This window comes from Marivivens sp. ABH4_498, from assembly GCF_056160585.1.
This window is the reverse complement of sequence record NZ_JBSWXL010000003.1, coordinates 124,101-148,046: the sequence shown is the minus strand read 5'-3', so window position 1 is coordinate 148,046 and position 23,946 is coordinate 124,101. Positions and strand designations below refer to the sequence as shown.

At 55.7% G+C, this 23,946-nt stretch carries 25 protein-coding genes; 5 read left to right on the top strand and 20 right to left on the bottom strand.

Going from position 1 to position 23,946, the window contains the following annotated elements; translation table 11 throughout:
- Nucleotides 1-39 precede the first annotated feature (39 nt).
- The 3 genes from ACXAGA_RS08045 to ACXAGA_RS08035 all read left to right on the top strand — a co-directional run bounded on the left by ACXAGA_RS08045 (nucleotide 40) and on the right by ACXAGA_RS08035 (nucleotide 1,293).
- The gene (locus tag ACXAGA_RS08045; RefSeq protein WP_475116973.1) at nucleotides 40-255 is read left to right on the top strand and encodes a putative signal transducing protein; all 216 of its coding nucleotides are present in this window, start codon (nucleotides 40-42) and stop codon (nucleotides 253-255) included.
- Complete coding sequence (locus ACXAGA_RS08040; protein ID WP_475116972.1) at nucleotides 252-1,001, top strand: tRNA1(Val) (adenine(37)-N6)-methyltransferase; 750 nt, start codon at nucleotides 252-254, stop codon at nucleotides 999-1,001. Before ACXAGA_RS08045 ends, ACXAGA_RS08040 begins: the two co-directional genes overlap by 4 nt.
- A 124-nt stretch (nucleotides 1,002-1,125) precedes the next feature.
- Nucleotides 1,126-1,293 carry a YdcH family protein gene (locus ACXAGA_RS08035; protein ID WP_475116971.1) on the top strand — a complete coding sequence of 56 codons (168 nt, stop codon included), beginning with the start codon at nucleotides 1,126-1,128 and terminating at the stop codon, nucleotides 1,291-1,293.
- A 3-nt stretch (nucleotides 1,294-1,296) separates the two neighbouring features.
- On the opposite strand, the gene yddG is transcribed toward ACXAGA_RS08035, so the two are convergent.
- From yddG to ACXAGA_RS07960, 15 genes are all read right to left on the bottom strand, one after another.
- Complete coding sequence (gene yddG, locus ACXAGA_RS08030; RefSeq protein ID WP_475116970.1) at nucleotides 1,297-2,151, bottom strand: aromatic amino acid exporter YddG; 855 nt, start codon at nucleotides 2,149-2,151, stop codon at nucleotides 1,297-1,299.
- 60 nt (nucleotides 2,152-2,211) lie between these two features.
- Nucleotides 2,212-2,934 (bottom strand): acetoacetyl-CoA reductase, encoded by a 723-nt coding sequence (gene phbB / locus ACXAGA_RS08025; RefSeq protein ID WP_475116969.1) that lies wholly within the window; start codon nucleotides 2,932-2,934, stop codon nucleotides 2,212-2,214.
- A gap of 144 nt (nucleotides 2,935-3,078) precedes the next feature.
- Complete coding sequence (locus ACXAGA_RS08020) at nucleotides 3,079-4,254, bottom strand: acetyl-CoA C-acetyltransferase (protein WP_475116968.1); 1,176 nt, start codon at nucleotides 4,252-4,254, stop codon at nucleotides 3,079-3,081.
- Nucleotides 4,255-4,379: 125 nt separating this feature from the next.
- On the bottom strand, nucleotides 4,380-5,159 hold the full coding sequence (locus tag ACXAGA_RS08015) for an EAL domain-containing protein (RefSeq protein WP_475116967.1): 780 nt from the start codon (nucleotides 5,157-5,159) through the stop codon (nucleotides 4,380-4,382).
- 90 nt (nucleotides 5,160-5,249) lie between these two features.
- On the bottom strand, nucleotides 5,250-5,690 hold the full coding sequence (locus tag ACXAGA_RS08010; protein ID WP_475116966.1) for a molybdenum cofactor biosynthesis protein MoaE: 441 nt from the start codon (nucleotides 5,688-5,690) through the stop codon (nucleotides 5,250-5,252).
- On the bottom strand, nucleotides 5,690-5,938 hold the full coding sequence (gene moaD, locus ACXAGA_RS08005) for a molybdopterin converting factor subunit 1 (RefSeq protein WP_475116965.1): 249 nt from the start codon (nucleotides 5,936-5,938) through the stop codon (nucleotides 5,690-5,692). Before moaD ends, ACXAGA_RS08010 begins: the two co-directional genes overlap by 1 nt.
- 4 nt (nucleotides 5,939-5,942) lie before the next feature.
- Complete coding sequence (gene pgsA, locus ACXAGA_RS08000; protein ID WP_475116964.1) at nucleotides 5,943-6,599, bottom strand: CDP-diacylglycerol--glycerol-3-phosphate 3-phosphatidyltransferase; 657 nt, start codon at nucleotides 6,597-6,599, stop codon at nucleotides 5,943-5,945.
- A gap of 128 nt (nucleotides 6,600-6,727) precedes the next feature.
- Nucleotides 6,728-8,590, bottom strand: a complete 1,863-nt coding sequence (gene uvrC / locus ACXAGA_RS07995; protein ID WP_475116963.1) for an excinuclease ABC subunit UvrC — start codon at nucleotides 8,588-8,590, stop codon at nucleotides 6,728-6,730.
- 294 nt (nucleotides 8,591-8,884) lie between these two features.
- Nucleotides 8,885-9,661, bottom strand: a complete 777-nt coding sequence (locus ACXAGA_RS07990; RefSeq protein WP_475116962.1) for an SDR family oxidoreductase — start codon at nucleotides 9,659-9,661, stop codon at nucleotides 8,885-8,887.
- A 14-nt stretch (nucleotides 9,662-9,675) separates the two neighbouring features.
- Nucleotides 9,676-10,614 carry a calcium/sodium antiporter gene (locus tag ACXAGA_RS07985; RefSeq protein ID WP_475116961.1) on the bottom strand — a complete coding sequence of 313 codons (939 nt, stop codon included), beginning with the start codon at nucleotides 10,612-10,614 and terminating at the stop codon, nucleotides 9,676-9,678.
- A 168-nt stretch (nucleotides 10,615-10,782) separates the two neighbouring features.
- Nucleotides 10,783-11,574 (bottom strand): S49 family peptidase, encoded by a 792-nt coding sequence (locus ACXAGA_RS07980; RefSeq protein WP_475116960.1) that lies wholly within the window; start codon nucleotides 11,572-11,574, stop codon nucleotides 10,783-10,785.
- 41 nt (nucleotides 11,575-11,615) lie between these two features.
- Nucleotides 11,616-12,377 carry an ABC transporter permease gene (locus ACXAGA_RS07975; RefSeq protein ID WP_475116959.1) on the bottom strand — a complete coding sequence of 254 codons (762 nt, stop codon included), beginning with the start codon at nucleotides 12,375-12,377 and terminating at the stop codon, nucleotides 11,616-11,618.
- Nucleotides 12,374-13,303, bottom strand: coding sequence for an ABC transporter ATP-binding protein (locus ACXAGA_RS07970; RefSeq protein ID WP_475116958.1), 930 nt, complete (start codon nucleotides 13,301-13,303; stop codon nucleotides 12,374-12,376). The genes ACXAGA_RS07975 and ACXAGA_RS07970 overlap by 4 nt, the downstream gene beginning before the upstream one ends.
- A 92-nt stretch (nucleotides 13,304-13,395) precedes the next feature.
- The gene (gene trpA, locus ACXAGA_RS07965; protein ID WP_475116957.1) at nucleotides 13,396-14,220 is read right to left on the bottom strand and encodes a tryptophan synthase subunit alpha; all 825 of its coding nucleotides are present in this window, start codon (nucleotides 14,218-14,220) and stop codon (nucleotides 13,396-13,398) included.
- 62 nt (nucleotides 14,221-14,282) lie between these two features.
- Entirely contained in the window at nucleotides 14,283-14,942 is a 660-nt protein-coding gene (locus ACXAGA_RS07960; protein WP_475116956.1) for a YcbK family protein, read from the bottom strand.
- Between the two features lie 136 nt (nucleotides 14,943-15,078).
- Here ACXAGA_RS07960 and ilvD point away from each other — a divergent pair, with 136 nt between their 5' ends.
- Together ilvD and ACXAGA_RS07950 are read left to right on the top strand one after the other, a co-directional pair.
- The gene (ilvD, locus tag ACXAGA_RS07955) at nucleotides 15,079-16,914 is read left to right on the top strand and encodes a dihydroxy-acid dehydratase (RefSeq protein WP_475116955.1); all 1,836 of its coding nucleotides are present in this window, start codon (nucleotides 15,079-15,081) and stop codon (nucleotides 16,912-16,914) included.
- Between the two features lie 121 nt (nucleotides 16,915-17,035).
- Nucleotides 17,036-17,878 (top strand): EamA family transporter, encoded by an 843-nt coding sequence (locus ACXAGA_RS07950; RefSeq protein WP_475116954.1) that lies wholly within the window; start codon nucleotides 17,036-17,038, stop codon nucleotides 17,876-17,878.
- A gap of 235 nt (nucleotides 17,879-18,113) precedes the next feature.
- Here ACXAGA_RS07950 and ACXAGA_RS07945 read toward each other — a convergent pair whose 3' ends face one another.
- The 5 genes from ACXAGA_RS07945 to ACXAGA_RS07925 all read right to left on the bottom strand — a co-directional run bounded on the left by ACXAGA_RS07945 (nucleotide 18,114) and on the right by ACXAGA_RS07925 (nucleotide 23,658).
- Entirely contained in the window at nucleotides 18,114-19,127 is a 1,014-nt protein-coding gene (locus ACXAGA_RS07945; RefSeq protein ID WP_475116953.1) for an oligopeptide/dipeptide ABC transporter ATP-binding protein, read from the bottom strand.
- The gene (locus ACXAGA_RS07940) at nucleotides 19,127-20,092 is read right to left on the bottom strand and encodes an oligopeptide/dipeptide ABC transporter ATP-binding protein (protein ID WP_475116952.1); all 966 of its coding nucleotides are present in this window, start codon (nucleotides 20,090-20,092) and stop codon (nucleotides 19,127-19,129) included. Before ACXAGA_RS07940 ends, ACXAGA_RS07945 begins: the two co-directional genes overlap by 1 nt.
- Before the next feature lies 1 nt (nucleotide 20,093).
- Entirely contained in the window at nucleotides 20,094-21,023 is a 930-nt protein-coding gene (locus tag ACXAGA_RS07935; protein ID WP_475116951.1) for an ABC transporter permease subunit, read from the bottom strand.
- A gap of 10 nt (nucleotides 21,024-21,033) precedes the next feature.
- Nucleotides 21,034-21,957, bottom strand: coding sequence for an oligopeptide ABC transporter permease OppB (oppB, locus tag ACXAGA_RS07930; RefSeq protein WP_475116950.1), 924 nt, complete (start codon nucleotides 21,955-21,957; stop codon nucleotides 21,034-21,036).
- Between the two features lie 69 nt (nucleotides 21,958-22,026).
- On the bottom strand, nucleotides 22,027-23,658 hold the full coding sequence (locus tag ACXAGA_RS07925) for a peptide ABC transporter substrate-binding protein (RefSeq protein ID WP_475116949.1): 1,632 nt from the start codon (nucleotides 23,656-23,658) through the stop codon (nucleotides 22,027-22,029).
- Between the last annotated feature and the right edge of the window lie 288 nt (nucleotides 23,659-23,946).

Sequence of the window (23,946 nt, the reverse complement as noted above, 5' to 3'; positions counted from 1 at the left end):
GGTATTGGCAAACGCTCTTTGGCGTCTTAGGTCTGTAATATGAAAGAACTTTTGCGCACGACTGACCCGACAGTGATCGCCTTTGCAAAGGTGCTCTTGGATGGTGAGGGTATAGACTGCTTTGAATTCGACGTAAATATGAGCGTCCTTGACGGAAGCATTGGCATATTGCCGCGCCGATTGATGGTTGCCGACCGCGATCATTTCATGGCCGCCGCGATTATGCGCGATAACGAGATTGATTTGGGCCAGTGACCGACCTGACGCGCGATGATTTTCTAGGCGGACGTTTGCGCCTGTATCAGCCTGCGAACGGATATCGTGCGGGCGTGGACCCAGTGCTCTTGGCCGCCGCGACCCCCATCAAATCAGGCGAAACGCTATTGGAACTGGGCTGCGGCGTTGGTGCGGCGTCCCTATGCGCGGCGACGCGGGTTCAGGGCATTCGGGCAACGGGCATCGAATTACAGGCCGATTATGCGGATTTGGCCCGCCGCAATGCCGCCGAAAATGATTTGCCGTTTGATGTTGTAACGGCTGACCTGCGCGCCCTGCCCGCCGACATTCGCAACACACAGTTCGATCATGTGATCATGAACCCGCCCTATTATCTGCGCGACGCATCGACCCCCGCCACAGACAAAGGCCGCGACACAGCCCTCGGCGGCGACACGCCACTGGCCGATTGGATCACCATCGGCGCCAAAAGGATCGCGCCGCGTGGCTATCTGACCTTGATTCAGCGGATAGACCGCCTACCTGAAACAGTAGCGGTGGTTCATTCATTGCTGGGTTCGATCGTCATTCAACCGATTGCCCCCCGTCAGGGCCGCGAATCGGGATTATTCATCCTGTCAGCCCGCAAATCGGGCCGCGCCGCGTTCAAATTGCTAGCCCCGTTGGTCATGCACGACGGAGTTGCACATACCGCCGACCAAGAATCGTATACGACGCGGGTCAAGTCGATTTTACGTGATGGCGCAGATTTAAGCCTAATTTGATTAATAAAGTTGCGTCAAATCGGCGGAAAACGACTTATTATTTAAAATTCTGCAGTGCCGCGTGACAGTTTTGTAAAACTGTGCTGCAATCATCCTGTGACAACACACAACAGAGGAGAAGATAATGAGCCTAGGTTCCCACATCGAAGAACTAAGGAAGAAACACCAGACCCTCTCGGCCAAAGTCGACGCCGTTCAACGAAGTCCAAGCGCCAGTTCGCTTGAAGTCGCGCAACTGAAAAAACAAAAGCTAATGGTTAAAGAGGAAATTACCCGACTAACCACCCATTAACGGTTACGCGCTGGCCTTTGCGGCCAGTGCTGCCCCTGCGGTGATGAACGCCGCAGCCAAAAACAGAACCCACGTCGGTTCTGCGATCCCACAAACAACCAAAGCAAAGGTAGACAACACGGGCGCCGCATAGGATGCGACGCCCAATAGCTGTATGTCGCCCTTTTTCACGCCCACATCCCAAACGAAAAACGCGATCCCCACGGGGCCAACGCCCAGCCCGATGATCGATAGCCACCCCAGCGTTGTTTCGGGCCAGACGGTGGTTTCCAACCCGATATGCGCGATTGCCGACAGCACAGCGGTCGCAAGGCAGAACACCACAACAGACGCCGTATGCACCGTGCCAAAGCTGCGCGATACAACCGAATACCCCGACCACGTCAGCGCGCATAGAAATGCCAAACCATATCCGGGCAAGGCATCCGCGTTGAAATTCGCCCCCTTGGCCACGATCAGCGCCGCACCTGCAAACCCGATCAGCCCGCCAATAATATGCCCACGCCGCAGCGTTTCACCGGGCAATAGCCCCGAAAACAATACGATCAGCAGCGGCCATAGGTAGGCGATCAGGCCAGCCTCGGCTGCGGGGGCCATGCGCAGGGCGGAAAAATACAGGAAATGATAGCCAAACAGGCCCAGCGTGCCGATCACATAGACATGCAACGGCACCGTTTTCAGCTGCGCGACATTGCCCGTCGCCAGCAGCCAAACCACGCCAATCCCGCCGCCAATCGCAAAACAGATGGCATTCAACTGAAACGCAGGCACGGGGGCTGACCCGACAGTGAACAACGCAAGCAGCGCCCACAGCAGAACAGCAATAAACCCGATAGCGGTGTAGGTGGTTTTAGACATGAAAAAGGCCGATCATTTGACCGGCCCATTCATTTAGATTTTTAACTGCGAGGCAACCCCTTAGACAAAGAACTGCGCGCCGTTTGCCGAAATGGTCGAACCGTTCACGAACTGAGCGTCGTCCGCGACCAAGAATTTCACGCAGCGCGCGATTTCTTCGGGTTCGCCCAGACGGCCGGTTGGGATTTGGCCGATGATGGCTTCGCGTACTTTTTCAGGCACAGCCATAACCATTTCAGTCGCAATGTAGCCTGGGCAGATTGCGTTCGCGGTGATGTTGAAACGCGCGCCTTCTTGGGCCAGCGATTTCACGATACCCAGATCGCCCGCTTTGGTCGCGGCATAGTTCACCTGACCAAACTGGCCCTTTTGACCGTTGATCGACGAAATCACGACAACGCGGCCGAATTTGCGTTCGCGCATGCCTGGCCATACTGGGTGTACGGTGTTGAACACGCCGGTCAGGTTGGTGTCGATGACCTCTTGCCACTGTTCTTTGGTCATTTTGTGGAACGGCGCATCGCGGGTGATACCTGCGTTTGCCACGATGATGTCGATCGGACCCAATTCCTCTTCGACTTTGGCTAGGCCAGCGGCGCTGTCGTCATAGCTGCCGACGTTCCATTTGTAGGTTTTAATACCGGTCTCTGCGGTGAACGCCGCAGCCTTTTCATCATTGCCGGCATAAGTCGCCGCAACGGTGTATCCAGCCTCTTTTAGCTCTTTCGAAATTGCGGCGCCGATGCCGCGGGATCCACCAGTTACCAATGCTACGCGGGACATATGATTCTCCTTCCTACAAAATCATTCAGTAATCTTGTTACATTAACGATGCTGCGCGCGCAATATAGTTACGCCGCAAATGCACACTAAATAAAAAAGGGGACGGAAGATCCGCCCCCTAATAACAATACTAAAGTACGTTTGTTACGCGCGTTCAACACAAAGTGCCACGCCCATGCCGCCTCCGATACACAAGGTGGCCAAACCTTTGTTGGCACCGCGGCGCTGCATTTCGAACAATAAGGTGTTCAGCACGCGGTTGCCCGATGCGCCGATTGGGTGACCGATCGCAATCGCGCCGCCGTTGACGTTCACGATGGCTGGGTCCCAACCCATTTCTTTGTTCACTGCACAGGCCTGCGCGGCAAAGGCTTCGTTTGCTTCGACCAGATCCAGATCGCCGACCGACCAGCCTGCTTTTTCCAGCGCTTTGCGCGATGCAGGGATCGGACCGCAGCCCATGATCGATGGGTCCAGACCGGCGGTTGCGTAACCCGCGATACGAGCCAGCGGCGTAATGCCGCGCTTTGCGGCCTCTTCTTCGGTCATCATCAGGGTCGCCGATGCGCCATCGTTGATACCCGATGCGTTACCAGCCGTGACCGAGCCGTCTTTGGTGAACGCTGGGCGCAGTTTCTGCATGCTTTCCAACGTTGCGCCGTGGCGGATGTATTCGTCTTGATCCACCACAATTTCGCCCTTGCGGGTTTTCACGGTAAAGGCCGCGATTTCGTCAGCGAATTTGCCCGCTTTCTGAGCGGCTTCGGCTTTGTTCTGGGATGCCAGTGCGAATTCGTCCTGCATTTCGCGGGTGATGCCGTATTTCTCGGCCACGTTTTCTGCGGTCTGACCCATGTGATAGCCGTTGAACGCGTCCCACAGGCCGTCTTTGATCATGGTGTCGATCATTTTCATATCGCCCATTTTGGTGCCTGTGCGCAGATGAGCACAATGCGCCGACAGCGACATGTTTTCCTGACCGCCCGCGATCACGATGGACGCATCGCCCAGCATGATGTGCTGCGCACCCAGCGCAACCGTACGCAGACCCGAACCACACACTTGGTTGATGCCCCATGCGGCGCTTTCGATTGGTAGGCCTGCATTGATGTGCGCCTGACGTGCAGGGTTTTGACCCTGACCTGCGGTCAGAACCTGACCCATGATGGTTTCGCTCACGTCCGCTTTGTCGATACCCGCACGTTCGACCACCGCCTCTAGCACCGCAGCGCCCAGATCATGCGCCGGGGTATTTGCAAACGAACCACCAAAGCTGCCTACGGCGGTACGTGCAGCAGATGCGATAACAATATTGGTCATATGGGGATCTCCTCTTAAATCCTGATAGGCGAAGAAATAGATTCTGGCTCGCCCTTGCCATTGTTGTAAGTACTGGACCCCATTTGCGCAACATTATTTCGCTGCGACGCGGCTAAAACCAAAGATCACAGTGCCAGCTTCAATTTTGGAACACCGTATAAATAGCCTTGCAAACAATCCACGCCCAACGCTGTCAAAATGGCGGCTTCTTGCTGAGATTCCACACCTTCGGCGATCGCAAACATTTCGAACTGATGCGCCACATTTACCAACGCTTCGGTCATGACCTGATTATCAGGCGAATCGTGGATATTGCGCACAAAGCACCGGTCGATCTTAACCATATCAAAGTAAAAGTCTTTTAACCGTTTAAAGGCAATCAACCCCGCCCCGAAATCATCCAAGGCAAAATTGACCCCATAGGGCTGCATTTCCTCCATGAAACGGATCAAAACCTCGTGCAGCTGCATGGCCGAGGTTTCGCTGATTTCCAAAATCAAACGCTCTCCGCATTTGGTTTGGCCGCGCAGCCCCTCCATCAACGTTCTGCGCCATTTTCCATCCGCCAAACTGCGCGCGGACATATTGATGGACAATCGCAATTTTGGATGGGCCCGCAGCACATTCAGCCCCAACCGCAAGGACGCGCAGTCAATATCGCGTCCCATCGCGGTTTCCTCGACGTCCGACATAAATTGACCCGCAGGAATGATCCGCCCGCCTTCGTCGCGCAGTCGGATCAGGCCTTCGTAGAATGCGACGAAATTATTATGGTCTGCGGTGACAATCGGCTGATAGGCCAATTGCGCATGCCCCGCCGCCAGTGAATTGCGCACGGTCTGCTGAATGTTTTTCTGACTTTCCTGAACAATATAGTCCAGCGGGCTATTGGTAACGGCGGTCATCGATACGTCCTGACTGATCAGTCCGATCTTGACCTTCAGGTCTTTAACAGCGCCTAAAAATATCGATGGGTCATTAAAATCCGACCTAGATTACCAGCGGTCTAGCGCCTTTTCATCCGCATCCGTGGCGTCCACCCAATCGGCGCCATCTTTGGTATGTTCTTTTTTCCAAAACGGAGCCCGCGATTTCAGGTAATCCATCAGAAACTCGGCCGCCTCGAACGCCGCAACACGGTGCCGCGACGCCGTTGCGACCATCATAATCTGATCATTGGCGCGCAGCGCACCATAACGATGGATCACCAAAACATCAGCCAGATCCCAACGCTGCTGTGCCTGCGCGACGATGCCTAAAATCGCCTTGTCGGTCATGCCGGGGTAATGTTCAATTTCCATCACATCCAACCCACCGGCAATATCGCGCACAATACCGGTAAAGCTGACCACCGCGCCCGCACCTTCAGCACCCGCGCTAAAGGCATTCAGTTCGGCACCTGCATCAAATGGGTCTGATTGCACACGAACTGACATCAGCCACCTGTCATCGGCGGGAAAAACGCCACTTCGCGCGCGCCGGACAGCGGCGCGTCGAATTCGGTCAATTCCTGATCCACAGCAACCCGCAGCGCCGACAGATCCGAAAAGGCCAGCGCGTAACGTTCATCGCGCGCCCTTAATTCGTTCACCAAATCCAAAACCGTCACCGCAGAGCTCTCTACGGTTTCTTTTGGCTCTCCGATCCGTTCACGGACCCATGCGAAATATAAAACGTCGATCATAGGATCACTTTAGATAAGGAAGCGCCTTTCGGAAATAGTCCCAGCCAGTCAAGATCGTCAAAATTCCTGCGATCCACAACAAAACCACGCCAATATTCCACGACCAAACGGCGCCAAAATGTTTCCAGATGATTCCGTTTTCATCCGGAATATTGCCGCGCAGCACCTCGGCAATAAACGCGACATCCATGCCATCGGTTTCCATTGCGAAATAGGTTTCGAACGCGCCCGTCGAAAACAGCACCGCAATCGCCACCATCTGCGCTGTGGTTTTCCACTTTGCCAGCTTTGTAACCTTTAACAAACCGGCCGTGTCCCCCAGAAATTCACGCAATCCCGAAACGAAAACCTCGCGGAACATAATCACAGTCGCAGGCAGCAAAATCCACGGGTTCATGCCCGAAAATCCGGTGATAACCAACAGCGCGATCACGACCATCGCCTTGTCGGCAATCGGGTCCAACATCGCACCAATTTTGCTTTCCTGTCCCCAGCGGCGCGCCAAATACCCATCAAAGAAATCTGTAACCGCTGCCAGAATAAACAGGACCAAAGCAACCCAATCCGCTGTCGGACGATGAAAATACAGGAACATCACCGCAACACCTGGCGCAGCCAGCAACCGCAAAACCGTCAGAATATTCGGCAGGTTCCAATTCATATCGTCGTCCCTCTGGTACTTTGCGACCTTCTTAAACGGGGCGAACCCGAACGAACAGCCCCAAACCCGAGGGCCCCAAAGGCCCGAGACAAAAACAACGCGGCGCAGCCGCACCTTTTGGAAACTGCTCAGCCGTTTTCGTGGAAATGCGCATAGATCGTTTCGGCCAACGCATCCGATATCCCGTCAACAGCCTTGAGATCGACAAGATTCGCGCGGCTGACCGCTTTTGCGCTCCCAAAATGCGCCAATAGCGCCCGTTTGCGGGTCGCCCCCACGCCATCGATATCATCCAACGGATTCGCCATCGACGATTTGGCGCGCTTTGCGCGGTGCGTACCAATCGCAAACCTATGCGCCTCATCGCGCATGCGCTGTATGAAATACAGCACAGGGTCATTACGTTGCAGCGCAAAAGGCCGTTCGCCGGTGCGATAAAATTCTTCTTTGCCGTGGTCGCGGAATTCGCCTTTGGCAACGCCGACCATCGCGACGTCTTCGACGCCCATTTCGTCCAGAATTTCCTGAACAGCCGACACCTGCCCCGCGCCGCCGTCAATCAGCAGCAAATCGGGCCACATACCTTGAGTTCGATCGGGGTCTTCTTTCAACAGGCGGCTAAACCGGCGAGTCAGCACCTCTTTCATCATGCCGAAATCGTCGCCCGGCGTGATGCTGTCCCCTTTGATGTTAAACTTTCGGTATTGGGATTTCAAAAAACCTTCGGGGCCCGCGACGATCATCGCACCAACCGCGTTGGTGCCCTGAATGTGGCTGTTATCATAGACCTCGATCCGTTGCGGCGGCCCCTCCAGATCAAAGGCTTCGGCAATCCCGCGCAACAGTTTCAGCTGCGTCGCGCTTTCCGACATGCGGCGCGCCAGACTTTCTTTGGCATTCCGTGCAGCGTTTGCGACCAATTCAGCCTTTTCGCCGCGCTGAGGGACCGTAATTTCAATCTTGCGCCCTGCCTTTTCGGCCAAAGCCGCCGTCATCAGATCTTCGTTATCCAAACCATGCGAAAGAATGATTTGCCTAGGCGGCTCTCGATCCGAATAGAACTGCCCGACAAAGGCTTCCATCACTTCGGACAAATCCTCATCTCCCGTGATGCGCGGGTAATAGTCGTGGTTGCCCCAGTTCTGGTTCGCGCGGATGAAAAACACCTGAACGCACGCCTGACCGTTTTCGGTATGCAGCGCGATGATGTCGCCTTCGGACACGGTGCGCGGATTGATCCCCTGCGCTGTTTGCACTTGGGTCAATGCCTTGATCCGATCACGCAGCGCCGCGGCACGTTCAAACTCCATCGCCTCGCTTGCGTCCATCATCTGTTTGGCTAACGCCTCTTGGATGTGGGCGGTTTTGCCTGACAGGAAATCGGCCGCGTCTTTCACCGCCGCACCGTATTCCGCAGCGCTGATTTTCCCAACGCAAGGCGCGCTGCAGCGTTTGATTTGATACTGCAAACAGGGCCGCGTGCGCGTTTCGAATTGGCTGTCGGTACAGTTCCGCAGCAGAAAAACGCGCTGCAGCTGGCTGAGCGTTCGGTTCACCGCGCCCGCGCTGGCAAAGGGGCCGAAATACTGGCCCTTTTCCTTTTTCGCGCCGCGATGTTTTTTGACCATCGGAAATTCATGGCCCGTCACCAAAACGTTCGGAAAGGATTTATCGTCGCGCAACAATACGTTGTAGCGCGGCTTTAGCTGTTTGATGAGGTTCTGTTCCAGTAGCAACGCTTCGGTTTCGGTGCGCGTTGTCAGAAACATCATGGAAACGGTTTCGGAAATCATCCGCGCGATGCGGGCCGAATGGTTTCCGGGGCGGGCATAGTTGCTGACCCGATTGCGTAAATTGCGTGCCTTACCAACGTATAAAACCCGACTGTCCGCATCCAACATCCGGTACACACCGGGCGATCCGTCTAGCGTTTTCAGGTACTCCGCGATCCGGTCGTATCCGGTTTTTTCTGCGGGCGAGTCATTGGTCATGTAACAGATCCGTGATTCTGCGTGTCGCTGCAATGTTACAAAGGCAGGCGCAAGAGGAAAGGCATCCACTGAATCTGTGGATAACTCTGTTGGTAAATTATGGGCATCTAGAAAAAACCCTTAGTTTTCTGGCCCATCAGCTACTTGCACAAAAAATAGGCACATCAGCAAATCACTGAAAACAAATGATATTTTTCTTCACCCTGCTTTCTGTGGGGCAACTTTTTTGCAACATGACATTTCCATGTCACTTTGCCGCCTCGGTGCACAACTTGTCGCAGTGGGCGGAAAAACTCACTCGACGCCTAGGACATCTGGCGTTTGCCAGCACAAATGCTGACCACCATCTACACACAAAAGCTGTCCCGTGATCGCGGGCGAATCGATGAAATACCCCAACGCCGCGCAGATATCTGATGGGTTTGCGCCGCGCTGCAGCACCGTTGCTTTTCGTTGAGCGTCAAAATGTTGACGGCTTTGACGTGCACCCTGCAGCGTAGGCCCCGGCCCGATCGCGTTGACACGAATTTTAGGGGCCAAACCTTGGGCCGCAGTTTGTGTCAATGCCCACAAACCCATTTTGGCAATCGTGTAGGTCGAAAATTCCGGAGTCAGTTTGCGCACGCGCTGATCGATCATATTCACGATCAACCCTTGGGCGACTGGCTCATCCATATCATCCAATTCGGTATCGGGTATCTGCGCCGCCATCGCCTGTGTCAGCACATAAGGCGCGCGCAAATTCGACTCCATGTGTCGGTCCCATTTTTCACGGGTCGCTGTGTGGATATTGTCGTATTCGAAAATCGATGCGTTGTTGATCAGACAGGTAATCGGCCCGCCCAAAGCTTTGGCCGCGGCGGGCAACAGGCCCTGAACGTCATCCTCATTCAGCAGATCCGCCTGAATGGCGATGGCATTGCGACCCTTTTCTTTGATCGCCTGTACCGTTTCATCCGCGCCATCACGACTGGTCGCGTAGTGGACGGCGACATCATAGCCGCGGTTCGCCAAATAAATCGCCATCGACTGGCCTAAACGCGCCCCAGCCCCCGTTACCAATGCCCGCATGGTTTATCCTTTGATCACAACAGAACGAACAGATAGGCCAGATATAGCGCGGTCAAGATCACGCCGCTGATACGGGTCAAATCGCGGCGCATAAATACGAACGGCACCAACAGCAGCGATGCAGCCAACATGACCCACAGATCGAACTGCAAGAAATTCGGATCAACAGGGATGTTTCCGAACATTGTCGAAACGCCGATGATGGCCAGCAGGTTAAACATGTTCGACCCGATGACATTGCCCAACGCGACATCGGCCTGTTTGCGCAACACGGCCATAACGGTCGTCGCCAACTCAGGCAGCGACGTTCCGATCGCGACCAGCGTTAAACCAATGACCGCTTCGCTGACGCCGTAATGCAGTGCAATGTTGGTGGCGCCTTCGACCAACAGGTTTGCGCCCAACGGCAGACCGATCAGGCCCGCCACCAAAAAGAACGCGATTTTGGGCCACGTGATATTCGGGTCCGCGCCTTCGACCTCTTCTTCTAGTGCGGCGCGTTCTGCGCGGTGTTGCATGGCGCCATAGACGGCGTGACCGATCATTGCGGCCAGCGCTGCCAGCAAAATCAGGCCCTTCACCCACGTCAGCGGCCCCATGAAACACAGCGCCATGAACAAAACAGTCGCGAAAATCATCTGCAAATAGGACGCGCGGGTATCGTGATGGCTGGTGTGCATGGTCGCAATCAACGCAGGGATACCCAAAACCAGCAGGACATTGGCGGTATTCGACCCAACCACGTTACCCAAAGCCAGTTCAGGAACGTTATCCATAATCGCCTTGATCGAAATCAGCAGTTCAGGCGCAGACGTTCCAAAAGCAACAATGGTCAGGGAAACAACCAGCGCGGGGATGCCCACCCGCAGGGACAGGTTGACCGCACCTTTGACCAACGCATCGCCGGCCAGCAACAATAGCACTAGGCCGATAACGGTATATACCCAATCCATCCTGAATTATTCCTTTTTGCAGGCGCAGGTGCCCTTACCAATTCTAAATCGCCCGCATTTGGGGCATTTCGCGTTCTGAATCTGTTTCTGGCCCGGATATTTCAATCGGCCAAACATGGCCAAAACGACCATCACGATCAGAAAAATGGAAACGACGCGAAACAGCATTTACAGACCAAACCGCCCGAATGCCGCGCGTTCTTCGATTGTGTCCACAACGCCGGACACGGCCGAGGCCCCAAACCGCAACGCCAATGGTTTGCGCGGCGCATAGCGGCGGAAACTGACCTCTTTGCCAAATTTGTCTTTCAGAAATGGCACCAGATGCCCGATCCCATCAGCAAGGCCCAGTTCGACCGCTTTGTCACCGACCCAAATTTCGCCGGTAAACAGGTCCTGACCTTCGGCCAATTTCCCGCCGCGGCGCGATTTGACGTGATCAATGAAATAGCCGTGCAAGTCAGTTAGCCAACCTTTGAGCCGGCTCACGTCGTCAGGGTTTTCGGGTTTAAACGGGTCCAGCTGCGATTTCGACGTACCAGCGGTGTAAACGCGGCGTTCAACACCGTAACGGCCAATCAGATCGCTAAACCCGAACCCTGCCGAAATCACGCCGATCGATCCCACGATCGACCCGCGGTCCACGTAAATTTCATCTGCCGCACAGGCCAACCAGTAGCCGCCTGACGCGGCCACATCTTCGACGAATGCGTAGACGGGGATGTTCTTTTCATCGGCCAAACGGCGGATGCGGGCGGCGATCAGCGACGATTGCACGGGCGATCCACCCGGCGAATTGATCTGCAGCGCGACCGCATCGGGTTTGCCGCGAAACGCCTTTTCGATAACCGCCGCTAGGCTGACGTCATCCAAACCGCGTGATGAATTTGAAATCGCGCCCTGCAGCCGAACAACTGCAACGCGCGGGCCTGATTTAACAAATGGGATCCAGCGTTTCATAGGGGACAGATAGTCTGCCCCCCGATGTCAAACAAGCCGCCTTAGTCCCGAATGCGCCAACCAGTGCGGAAAATCCACGCAATCGCGGCCAGACACAGCGCGGTAAAGCCCGCAATCGCGATCAACGATATCGCAACGGGCACATCCGCCTGTTCAAAGAACGACCAGCGGAACCCCGAAATCAGGTAGTGCACAGGGTTGAACAGGGTCACGATCTGCCAAAACGGCGGCAACATTGACGTGCTGTAGAAACTGCCGCCCAAAAACACCAGCGGCGTGATGATCAACAGCGGGATCAGCTGCAGCTGTTCGAAATTGCCCGCCCAAATGCCGATGATGAACCCCAGCAGCGCAAACGACAGACAGGTCAGCAACAAAAACGCGACCATCGCCAGCGGGTGCGCGACCTGTACATCGACGAAAAAGAACGATGTAGCAAAAATGATCGCGCCGATGACCAACGCCTTGCTGGCGGCGGCGCCGACGTATCCTATGGTTGCCTCTAGGAAATTAACGGGCGCGGACAAAAGTTCATATATCGACCCCGTAAATTTTGGAAAATATATTCCAAAAGACGCGTTCGTGGTGGCCTGCGTCATCACCGATAGCATGATCAAACCAGGCACAATGAACGCACCATAGCTGACGCCTTCGACCTGATCGATACGGCTGCCAATGGCCGCGCCGAACACAACGAAATACAGCGACGTCGAAATCACGGGCGCCAGAAAGCTTTGTTTATATGTACGGAAAAACCGAGCCATTTCGGTCAGATAGATCGCTTTGATTGCAGTTAGGTTCATGCTGCGTCTCCTTTGACCAGACCGACAAAGATTTCCTCTAGGCTGCTTTGGCGGGTTTCAATGTCGGCCAATTGCAGGCCGACAGCGTTCAGATCGTTCAGCAACGCGGTGATGCCCGTCCGATCCGCGCGGGTGTCATAAACATAGCGCAGCGCGTTTCCGTTCAGCACGATTTCCAGATCATAACGATCCAGACCCGCAGGAATTTCCGTCACGGGGGATGCCAAATGGATGAGCAATTCTTTTTGGCCCATGTGCTGCATCAATTCGTCCTTGCGTTGGACCAACATGATCTGCCCGCCATCGATCACCGCGATGCGGTCGGCCATCGCCTCGGCTTCTTCGATGTAATGGGTGGTCAGGATGATCGTGACGCCCGTTTTGCGCAGGTCATCGACGACGTTCCACATATCTTTGCGCAGTTCGACATCAACGCCAGCGGTGGGTTCATCCAGAAACAGAACGCGGGGTTCGTGCGATAGTGCTTTGGCAATCAACACGCGGCGTTTCATCCCGCCCGACAGCGCCATGATTTTGGTGTTGCGTTTATCGGCCAGCCCCAGCTGTTTCAAAATATCGTCGATATAGGCGTCATTGCGCGGTTTGCCGAACAGGCCCCGCGAATAGCGCACGGCGTTGAACACGGTTTCAAACGCATCCAACGACAATTCTTGGGGCACCAGCCCGATCATCGACCGCGTGTGACGAAAGCCGCTGATAATATCGTGCCCGCCCACGGTGACAGACCCCGACGTTGGCATGGTGATCCCGCAGATCGTCGAAATCAGAGTGGTTTTGCCCGCGCCATTCGGGCCTAGCAGAGCGATAATTTCGCCCTCTTCGATATCCAGATTGACGCCCTTTAGGGCCTGAAACCCGCCATCATAGGTTTTTCGCAGGTCTTTGACCTGAACGATGGGTGCCATCGTGACCCCTCCCTTTTTCTATTCGGTCAAAGAAATAGCCCGCCAGATACTGACGGGCCACAAATAGTTTTGTGCGATGGTGCGCAGTCAGGTTACGCCTTGGCGCGGCGCACCCCGTCAGCCAGTTCGGTCACCAGCGAATTCACGGATGTCGCGGTCGCGTCGGTGGCTTCGTCACCGTTATAGGTGGCGGTGATTTCGTTGATCAGCGCGGTGCCAACAACAACGCCGTCTGCGTGTTCGCCCAACGCCGCTGCGTGTTCACCGGTTTTCACGCCGAAACCAACGACGATCGGCAGGTCGGTGTATTTGCGGATACGGTCCAGAGCGCGCGAAACGGTCGAATAATCAGGCGTTGCCGAACCGGTGATGCCGTTGATCGACACGTGGTAAACAAAGCCCGACGAATTTTTCAGGATCACCGGCAGACGTTTGTCATCAGCAGTAGGCGGGATCAGGCGGATGAATGCCAGACCAGCCTTTTGCGCTGGGATGCACAGTTCGTCGTCTTCTTCGGCGGGAACGTCAACGATGATCATGCCGTCAACGCCAGCCTCTTTCGCGTCGGCTACGAATTTTTCTGGGCCATAGCTGTAGATCGGGTTGTAATAGCCCATCAAAATCACAGGGGTGTCTGGGAATTCTTTGCGGAATTCAACAACCTGCGCCAAAGTCTTCTTCGTGGTTTGACCAGCATCCAGCGCCCGCAGACCAGCGGCCTGAATGGCGGGGCCGTCTGCAACAGGGTCGGTAAAGGGCAGACCGAATTCAACAATATCCGCGCCAGAACGCGCCACGTTTTTCAGAATTTCCAGACCCGTTTCCGCATCAGGATCACCAGCCATGGTATAGGTTACCAGAACGGGGCGGTTTTCAGCGCGGGCTTTGGCAAAGCAGGCGTCAATGCGGGCAGTCATCGGTGTCGGTCTCCTTAGCTTTGTCACGGCTTTAGCAGGAATAACACCGCTTGCAAATGCGATCAGACCGCCGTGCCCCAAAACCGTACGCGGCCCGTATCAATATGGACAAAGCTGGAATAGCCCCCCACCCCGCCGATATCCAAATCCTTGGCCAGCAAAATGGTTTGCGGAATGCCAACGCCGGGCAAACTGAAATCAATCGCCTTGGCCTGAATATGCAGCGAATTGCGCGCGGCATTCACGCCTGACGCCCGCAACGCATCATTCGTGGCCTGACTGCGATAGCCTGACAGAAACCGCACATTGCCCGAAAACCCATTACGGCGGGCGCGCTGTTGAATCTGCAACAATCCCAAAATCGCGTTTGGGTCTATCTGGGCGACTTCGTTACGGCGCCAATCGCGCATAAACCGATTCACGCGGGCCAAACCGTCGTGATCGAAACCTGTCGCGCTGACCGGTTGGACGCGCAACGTTTCTTCGGTGTGGACGTTGTACATAGACAGGGTCGGATTACCCGTCGGCAGTTCAATCTCTGCTGGGCGTGCACGGGGCGCGGCAACCGGTTCGGGTTCTAGGTCGTGTTTTTCATACAAAGAAAACCCGCCAGACATATCGATCAGCGGACCAGAGGCCCCCGACAACAACCCCGACCCCGCCATTGATGGCGTTGCAGCCAATCCGGCCAATGCACTTGCTATGAACTGACGACGATCCAAAGATGATCCTTCTAATCTGATTCAAAGTTGCCATTTGAATGCAAGATGCAGGCCAATGTTCAAAAAAGTGTTGATGCCCTGTTCAATTGCGCCCCTTCGCTGTATCACGGGCGCGCGCAAACAAATGGACAGCCAGATGCCTTATTACCGTTCCCGCAAATCCACCCATGGCCGCAACATGGCAGGTGCCCGTGGCCTATGGCGTGCAACCGGCATGACCGACAGCGACTTTGGCAAGCCGATTATCGCTGTTGTGAATTCGTTCACCCAGTTCGTTCCCGGTCACGTTCACCTGAAAGACCTAGGTCAGATGGTCGCCCGCGAAATCGAAAACGCAGGTGGCGTCGCCAAAGAATTCAACACCATTGCAGTCGATGACGGCATCGCGATGGGTCACGATGGTATGCTGTATTCGCTGCCTAGCCGTGAAATCATCGCGGATTCGGTCGAATACATGGTGAACGCGCACTGCGCGGACGCGATGGTGTGTATCTCGAACTGTGACAAGATCACTCCGGGTATGATGATGGCGGCAATGCGCCTGAACATCCCTGTGATTTTCGTATCCGGCGGCCCAATGGAAGCCGGCAAAGTCACCATCGACGATCTGGAACATTCGCTGGATCTGGTTGACGCAATGGTTGCCGCAGCCGACGACAGCTATTCCGACGAAGAAGTCGACGCGATCGAAAAAGCCGCCTGCCCGACCTGTGGGTCGTGTTCGGGTATGTTCACCGCGAACTCGATGAACTGTCTGGCCGAAGCGCTGGGTCTGGCGCTGCCGGGCAACGGTTCTGCGCTGGCAACGCACGCCGACCGCAAAGAACTGTTCCTAGAGGCTGGTCGCCGCATCGTCGACATCACCAAACGCCACTACGAAGGCGAAGAAAAAGGCCTGCTGCCACGCGACATCGCGACATTCGAAGCGTTTGAAAACGCAATGTCGCTGGACATCGCGATGGGCGGTTCGACCAACACCGTTCTTCACCTGCTGGCGATCGCACACGAAGGCGAGGTGAATTTCACCATGGCCGACATGGACCGTCTGTCGCGCAAGGTGCCGTGCCTGTCCAAGGTCGCACCAGCCAAAGCAGACGTTCACATGGAAGACGTCCACCGCGCAGGCGGCATCATGGGCATCTTGGGCGAACTGAACCGCGGCGGCCTGCTGCACGGCGACGTTCCGACCATCCATTCGGCCACCATGAACGAAGCGATCGCAAAATGGGACATCGTCACGTCGAACGATCCAAAGATCGATGAATTCTACCGCGCGGCCCCCGGCGGCGTTCGCACGACCGAAGCGTTTTCGACCCAGAACCGTTACAAAGAACTGGACCGTGACCGCGAAGGCGGCGTGATCCGTTCCGTTGAACACGCGTTTTCGAAAGACGGCGGTCTGGCTGTACTATACGGCAACATCGCGCTGGACGGCTGTATCGTGAAAACTGCAGGTGTGGACGATTCCATCCTGAAATTCACCGGCACCGCCAAAGTCTACGAAAGCCAAGACGACGCTGTGAACGGCATTCTGACCAACAAAGTCGAAGCCGGCGAAGTCGTCGTCATCCGCTACGAAGGCCCACGTGGCGGCCCGGGCATGCAGGAAATGCTGTACCCAACGTCCTACCTGAAATCCAAAGGTCTGGGTAAATCCTGCGCTCTGCTGACGGACGGTCGTTTCTCGGGCGGGACATCCGGTCTGTCGATCGGCCACGTGTCCCCAGAAGCCGAAGAAGGCGGCCTGATCGGTCTGGTTGAAACCGGTGACACCATCGAAATCGACATCCCGAACCGCACCATCAATCTGGCCGTGGACGAAGCAACACTAGCCGCCCGCCGCGAAGCCAAAGGCCCGCTGCCTTGGAAACCGGCAGAGCCACGCAAGCGCGCTGTTTCGACCGCGCTAAAGGCATACGCGATGCTGGCATCTTCGGCTGCAAAAGGCGGCGTACGTATCCTGCCTGAATAATACGCGGTATTTTGATATTCCGATCCAAAGGCCCGTCACGCACATCGCGGCGGGCCTTTTATATTGCGCCATCGCACGCGGTCACTAAGGTTCCCAGTATTTGAATAGTGGGCCTGCCACGATGGACAGTCATGTTTACGCCGCCGTGTTATTTGCGGCCCTGCTACACGCAGGTTGGAATTCGGTCCTGAAAATCGGATTGGACCGCCTATCGACGGTTTACATGCTATCATTGGCCCAAGCCGCAATTGCGATCCCGATTATACCTTTTGTCGATCCCCCGATTTGGGAGGCAACGTGGCCTTGGCTGGTGTTGGCAGCGGTGCTGCACACGGGCTACAAGGCGTTCCTGATCCAAGCCTATGCCCACTCCGACCTAAGCCAAGCCTACCCTTTGGCGCGCGGCACAGCGCCGCTGGTCGTCGCTGCCGTGTCGGCGGTGTTCATGGGGGCTCAGTTCACATCATTATCCGTGTTGTCGGTTACGCTTATATCTGGGGGCGTCATCGTCATGGCCTTTCGCGGCAACGGCGCCAAATCCATGAACGGGCGCGCCTTGTTCTATGCGTTGGGAACGGCGGCTTTTACGGCCAGCTATACATTAGCTGACGGGATCGGCGCACGGGTGTCTGGGTCGGCCTCTGGGTTCATTTTGTGGATGGTCATTGGCGATGCCATAGGAATGACCATCTACACGTTGACTATCCGCAAACGCAGCCCGTGGACCGCCATAACCACCGCGTGGAAACCCGGGCTGGCGGCGGGCGCAATGTCGCTGGGGTCATACTGGATTGCGATCTGGGCCTTTACTGTCGCACCAATCGCATTGGTCGCCGCGTTGCGGGAATCCAGTATTTTGTTTGCGGTATTAATTGCAGCGTTGGTTTTGCGGGAAAACGTCACCCTGTGGCGCTGGAGTTCTGCGGCAGCCATTGCAGTCGGCGTCATCATTATGAAAGCCTAAGGCCCGCGAAAACAATCGCGCATTCACCGCTAAATCGATTTTGGAATCAAAGCCCCCGATCCGCTCAGCTGCTTGGCGATCAGATCGGGGGGCTTTTTGCCTTATGACTATTGGTCCTCCTCCAAAAACCAACCGTCCGGCTATCCTGAATAATCAGGGACGTGGCGAGAGGCTGGCCTATGTCGCGCCGACTGTCAAACCCTTGCAGCAATAAATCGTCGCTGCACCGCAGCAATTAAACCGCTGTAAGTGTTGGGTTTTCCAACTGGTCAAACCACGGGCAAGCCACCACATGATCGGCTCCGGCGATGTGGTTTTCTGGCCGTTCCCCTGCACATTCGGGGCGCGCATATGGGCAACGGGTCCGAAAAACACACCCCGACGGAGGGGCCAAAGGTGACGGTAATTCCCCTTGTATCATCATAGTTTTACGCGATTTTTCGCGGTCTGGATCAGGAATCGGAACCGCAGAAATCAATGCCTGAGTGTAGGGGTGCGCGGGATTTTGAACCAATTGTTTAGCGCCTGCCTGTTCCATCAAACGGCCCAGATACATGACTGAAATACGGTCCGAAATATGTTTCACGACGCTTAGATCATGGGCGATAAAGATCATCGACAGACCCAAATCTTTTTGCAGCCGTTTCAGCAAATTCACCACCTGCGCCTGCACGGATACATCCAAAGCGGACACAGGTTCATCACAGATCAACAATCGCGGGCGTAGAATCAGTGCCCGAGCGATTCCTATGCGTTGGCACTGACCACCTGAAAACTCGTGTGGATAGCGATTAACCAGATTGGGCAGCAGGCCGACCATCTCCATCATCTCTTGGACGCGGGTGCGTACCTCTTTGCGGGGTAGCGATGGTTCATGCGTGATCAAAGGTTCAGCGATGATATCCCCGACGGTCATGCGCGGGTTCAGCGCGGCCAGCGGATCCTGAAACACCATCTGAATTTCGCGGCCATATTTACGGCGGTGAACAGGGGTCAACTCCGCTAAATCCTGACCATCAAACGTGACTTTGCCAGACGAAATCGGCGCAAGCCCGATCACCGCGCGCGCGGCCGTCGATTTACCCGAACCGGATTCCCCGACCAGCCCCAGACATTCGCCAGGTGCCAGATCAAAGTTGATCCCATTGACCGCGTGCAATTTGCGCGGCGCCGTCCAAGGCCAAGCCCCTGGGCGCGGCACGTCAAAAGTGACCGTCAGATCACGTACAGAAAGCAAAGTATCGGTCATTATGCGACCTCGTCTAATGTGGCGTGACAGGCGCGGCGGCGATCGCCGAATAGGTCGATGACCGGGCGCTGCGTTTGACAGCGGTCTTTGGCAATCGAACAGCGCGGACAGAACGGGCACCCCGCAGGCAGGCGCGACATATCAGGCGGTTCACCCGCGATGGTGCGCAGTTCGTCTTCGTCCACGTCGAAACGCGGGACGGCCTGCAACAGACCTTTGGTGTAGGGATGTGCTGGTTTTGCGAACAGTTGGTCGGTGGGGGCTTCTTCCATCACTTGGCCGCCGTACATCACCATGGTGCGATCACAGAACCCCGCGACCACGCCCAGATCGTGGGTGATCAGAATGATGCCCGTTCCGAATTCTTTGCGGATGTCGCCGAACAGATCCATGATCTGCGCCTGAACGGTCACGTCCAGCGCGGTCGTTGGTTCGTCCGCGATCAACAAACGCGGACGACACAGCAGCGCCATCGCGATCATGATCCGCTGACGCATACCGCCCGAAAATTCATGCGGGAACATGTTGATCCGCGCCTTTGCATCGGGGATGCGGACCGCGTCCAGCATGCGGGCGGCTTCGTCCACGGCGGCGGATTTTGACATGCCTTTGTGCAGGGTCAGGACTTCGGCCATTTGGTCGGAAATCCGCATGTATGGATTCAGCGACGTCATCGGATCCTGAAAGATCATCGCGATCTCTTGGCTGCGGATGCGGTTCAGTTCCTTTTGTTTCATCGTCAAAAGGTTCTGACCGTCAAACAGCGCCTGCCCCGATGCAGTGCCATTGCGGGCCAATAGGCCCATGGCGGCGAATGCGGTCTGGCTTTTGCCTGATCCGGATTCGCCTACGATGGCCAGCGTTTCGCCCTCTTCCACGGCAAAGGACACGCCATTGACGGCATTCACGAAACCGTCGCCCGTTTTGAATGTGACCGACAGGCCATTTACGTCTAACAAAGCCATGTTATCGATCCTTGGGGTCTAATGCGTCGCGCAGGCCATCGCCGACAAAGAAAAAGGCATAGAGCGTCGCAAGAAAGAAAAAGAGCGGGAAGCCAATCATCCACGGTGTGCCGCGGTTCAGCTGCCCCGCGCCGTCGTTGATCAACGCGCCTAGCGACGTCATCGGTTCCTGAATGCCTAGGCCCAGAAAGCTGATAAAGCTTTCGGTGATGATCAATTCAGGGATCAGCAGAGTCGCATAGACGATCACAACACCCGCAAGGTTCGGCACGATGTGACGCACGATGATGGTGAATGGTTTCACGCCGCTGGCGATGGCCGCCTCGACGAATTCTTTGTTCTTGATCGTCAGGGTCTGGCCGCGTGCGATACGGGCCATGTTCAGCCATGAAATCAGGCCGATACCGACGAACAGCATGAACACGGAACGGCCAAAGATCACCAGCAGCAGGATGATCACGAACATGAACGGGATCGCCATCAGGATATCGACGATCCGCATCATGATGCTGTCCACGCGGCCACCAAAATAGCCAGCGATCGCACCGTACAGGGTGCCGACCACGACAGACACGAGCGACCCGATCACGCCGATCATGATCGACACGCGGATGCCCTGAACGGTGCGTTGATACAAATCGCGGCCTTCTTTTTCCAAACCAAAATAGTGGCCGTTTTCGATAGATGGTCCGCCTAGTTCTTTGATATTTCCGCGCAGCATGAAATCGACGAACGCGGGGTCATGGCTGGACAGAAACTGCCCAAAGAACGCGAAAATCAGGATCAGGCCCAATACGAACAGCGAAATCACAGCGGCGCGGTTGCGGGCAAAACGGCCCATTGCATCGCGCCACAGGCTGCGGCCTTTGACTTCGCGCAGCGCGGCGGCCTCTAGGATATTATCGGCGGTGTTACGTCCGGTTGCTAACATTGTTGGCTCCTTAGTAACGGATTTTCGGGTCGATCCATGCGTACAGCAGGTCGACGATCAGGTTGAACAGAATGGTCAGCACGCCCATCAGGATCGTGATGCCCATCATCACCGAATAGTCACGGTTAAACGCCGCATTGACGAAATAGTACCCAATGCCGCCCGTCGAAAAATACACATCGACCAGAACGGACCCTGTGATCATCAGAACAAAGGCAGGCCCGATATAGGACAGGACAGGCAGCAGCGCGGGTTTCAGCGCGTGGCGGAAAATGATGCGGCTGGTGGGCAGGCCTTTGGCCCGCGCGGTGCGGATGTAGCCTGCGTTCAACACCTCTAACATCGATGAACGGGTGATCCGCGCGATGGACGCCATATAGGACGTGGACAGCGCGATCACCGGCAGCACGACATATTGCCATTGCCCGCCGTTCCAGCCGCCCCCCGGGAGCCAGCCCAGCCATAGCGTGAACACGATCACCAGCAGCGGCGCCATGACAAAGTTCGGCAGAGACTGCGCGCCGATCGAAATCCCTACGGCCAGATAATCCAGCCAGCTATTGTGTTTCACCGCCGCAGCAATGCCCAAAGACACGCCCGAAATTACGGCGACCACAAAGGCCCAGAAACCGTATTTCAGGGTCACAGGGAAACCCTGCGCGATGATATCCGATACGGACCGGTCACGATATTTGAACGACGGGCCGAAATCGAAATGGACGACAATGTTGTAAATGTAGTCCGTAATCTGTTTCCAATACGGCTGATCCAGCCCGTATTTGGCTTCGATGTTTGCCAGAACAGCGGGCGGCAACGGGCGTTCGGCGTTGAACGGGCCACCGGGTGCAGCAAACATCAGGATAAAGGAAATGACGACCAGCAACAGGATCGTCGGAACCGCCACAGCAAGGCGGCGTATGGTAAAGGCGAACATAATGTGCCCCTTGGTCTGCGTGGGTTACGCCCCAAAATAGGGGCGCAACCTGCGTTGTTTTAGGATGGATTATTCAGCGACTTTGTACAGCAGGCTGGACTGCCAGTTGTTCTGTACGTTGTCGAATGGCCAACCTTTGACCGTTTCGTCCATCAGGAACGCCGATGCGTAGTGATAGATCGGGATGATCGGCATTTCTTCGGCGATGATATGTTCGATTTCGGTGTAGTTTGCGGATGGGTCTTCCATCGTTTTGGCCGCGTGCAGCAGGTCATCGACCGTTGCGTTGCTGTAACCCGCATCGTTGTAGCCCGATTCCGAATCCATCAGGTCTAGGAACGTCGATGCTTCGTTATAGTCGCCACACCAACCTGCGCGGCTGATTTCGAACTGGCCGTTGCCGCGTGCCTCTAGGAAGGTTTGCCATTCCATGTTGCCCAGCGTGGTGTCGATGCCCAGCGTCTGTTTCCACATCTGGCTGATCGCGATGGCGACGGATTTATGCGCCTCGGATGTGTTGTACAGGATTTCCACGGACAGTGGGTTGTCTGCGCCATATCCAGCCTCGGCCATTAGGGCCATTGCTGCCTCGTTCCGTTCCGCTTGAGTCATTGCGGCGGCGGGAACCTCTGGCACTTCGAACCCTGCGGTCGCGCCGGGGGTGAATGTGTAGGCAGGGGTTTGGCCCGCGCCCAGAACGAATTCGGTGATGATATCACGGTCAATCGCCAGAGACAGAGCCTGACGCACGCGCACGTCTTTGGCCCATTCAGGCGCATCGTCGCGGACGTTTACGTTGTAATAATACGAACACAGTTCAGGCACCGAATACACTTCGCCTGGGTATTCTTCGCTAAGCGATGCGAATTGGCCTGCTGGAACGGTTTCGGTTTTGTCGATTTCGCCCGCGATCCAACGGTTCAACGCTTGGTTTTCGTCGTTGATGATGACGCGGTTCACGGTTTCGATGATCACGTTTTCCGCATCCCAATAGGTGTCGGATTTCGTGCGAACCAGTTTTTCCTGCGGGTTATATTCGGTCAGGACATAGGCGCCATTCCCGACAAAGTTTTCAGGGCGCATCCATTGATCGCCGTGCGCTTCGACCACGTGCTGCGGCACTGGGAAGGTGGTGGTGTGGGTGACCATCTGCGGGAAATACGGCAGAGGGTTGGTCAAGGTCACGACCAGCGTGTGATCGTCAGGCGCCGACACGCCCAAGGTCGATGGATCTGCTTCGCCTGCGATGATCGCGGATGCGCCTTCGATCGACATCAGTTCGATGAACCACGCGTATGGCGATGCGGTTTCAGGGTTCGCCGCGCGCTGCCATGCGAACACGAAATCATTGGCAGTGACGGGCGTGCCGTCCGACCACATTGCTTCGGGGCGCAGGGTGAATGTGTAGGTCAGTTTGTCTTCGGACACGTCGTATCCGGTTGCAACGGCGGGGATCACGTTGCCTTCGCGGTCCTGCATCATCAGGCCTTCGAACAGGTCGCGGGTGACGGCCGAACCTTCGACGTCTTCTACCAGACCGGGGTCAAACGATGGGCTGTCATCAATGGTCGCATAGGTAAAGGTCTGGTCATCGGCCAGCGCTTCGCCAGTGACGGGATGGGTGCCAGCGGCAAACGCCACGCTGGCCGACAGGACCAATGCGGTCGCTGCGGTGGTCGATAGTGCAATTGTTTTTTTCATGAGATTAATCTCCCTGCTTAGGCGGCTTGGCCGCTCTATTGCGTGTCGTTCGTCTATTCGAACGATCATGGCTGTCATACTTTTGATCAAATGATAAAAGCGCAACAACTAATTGCAGCATTTTTCACCAATCATTCAAAAATTGATCACAAATCCCTTACGTAAAGTGCAACCATGCGAAGTGCACATTATTCAGGCAGACGGATAAAGGTTGATAAAACTTGGTCGACCGACTGTTGCGATTCGCCGCAAACCCACAACAGTGGGGCACAGCCGCATTTCACCTGC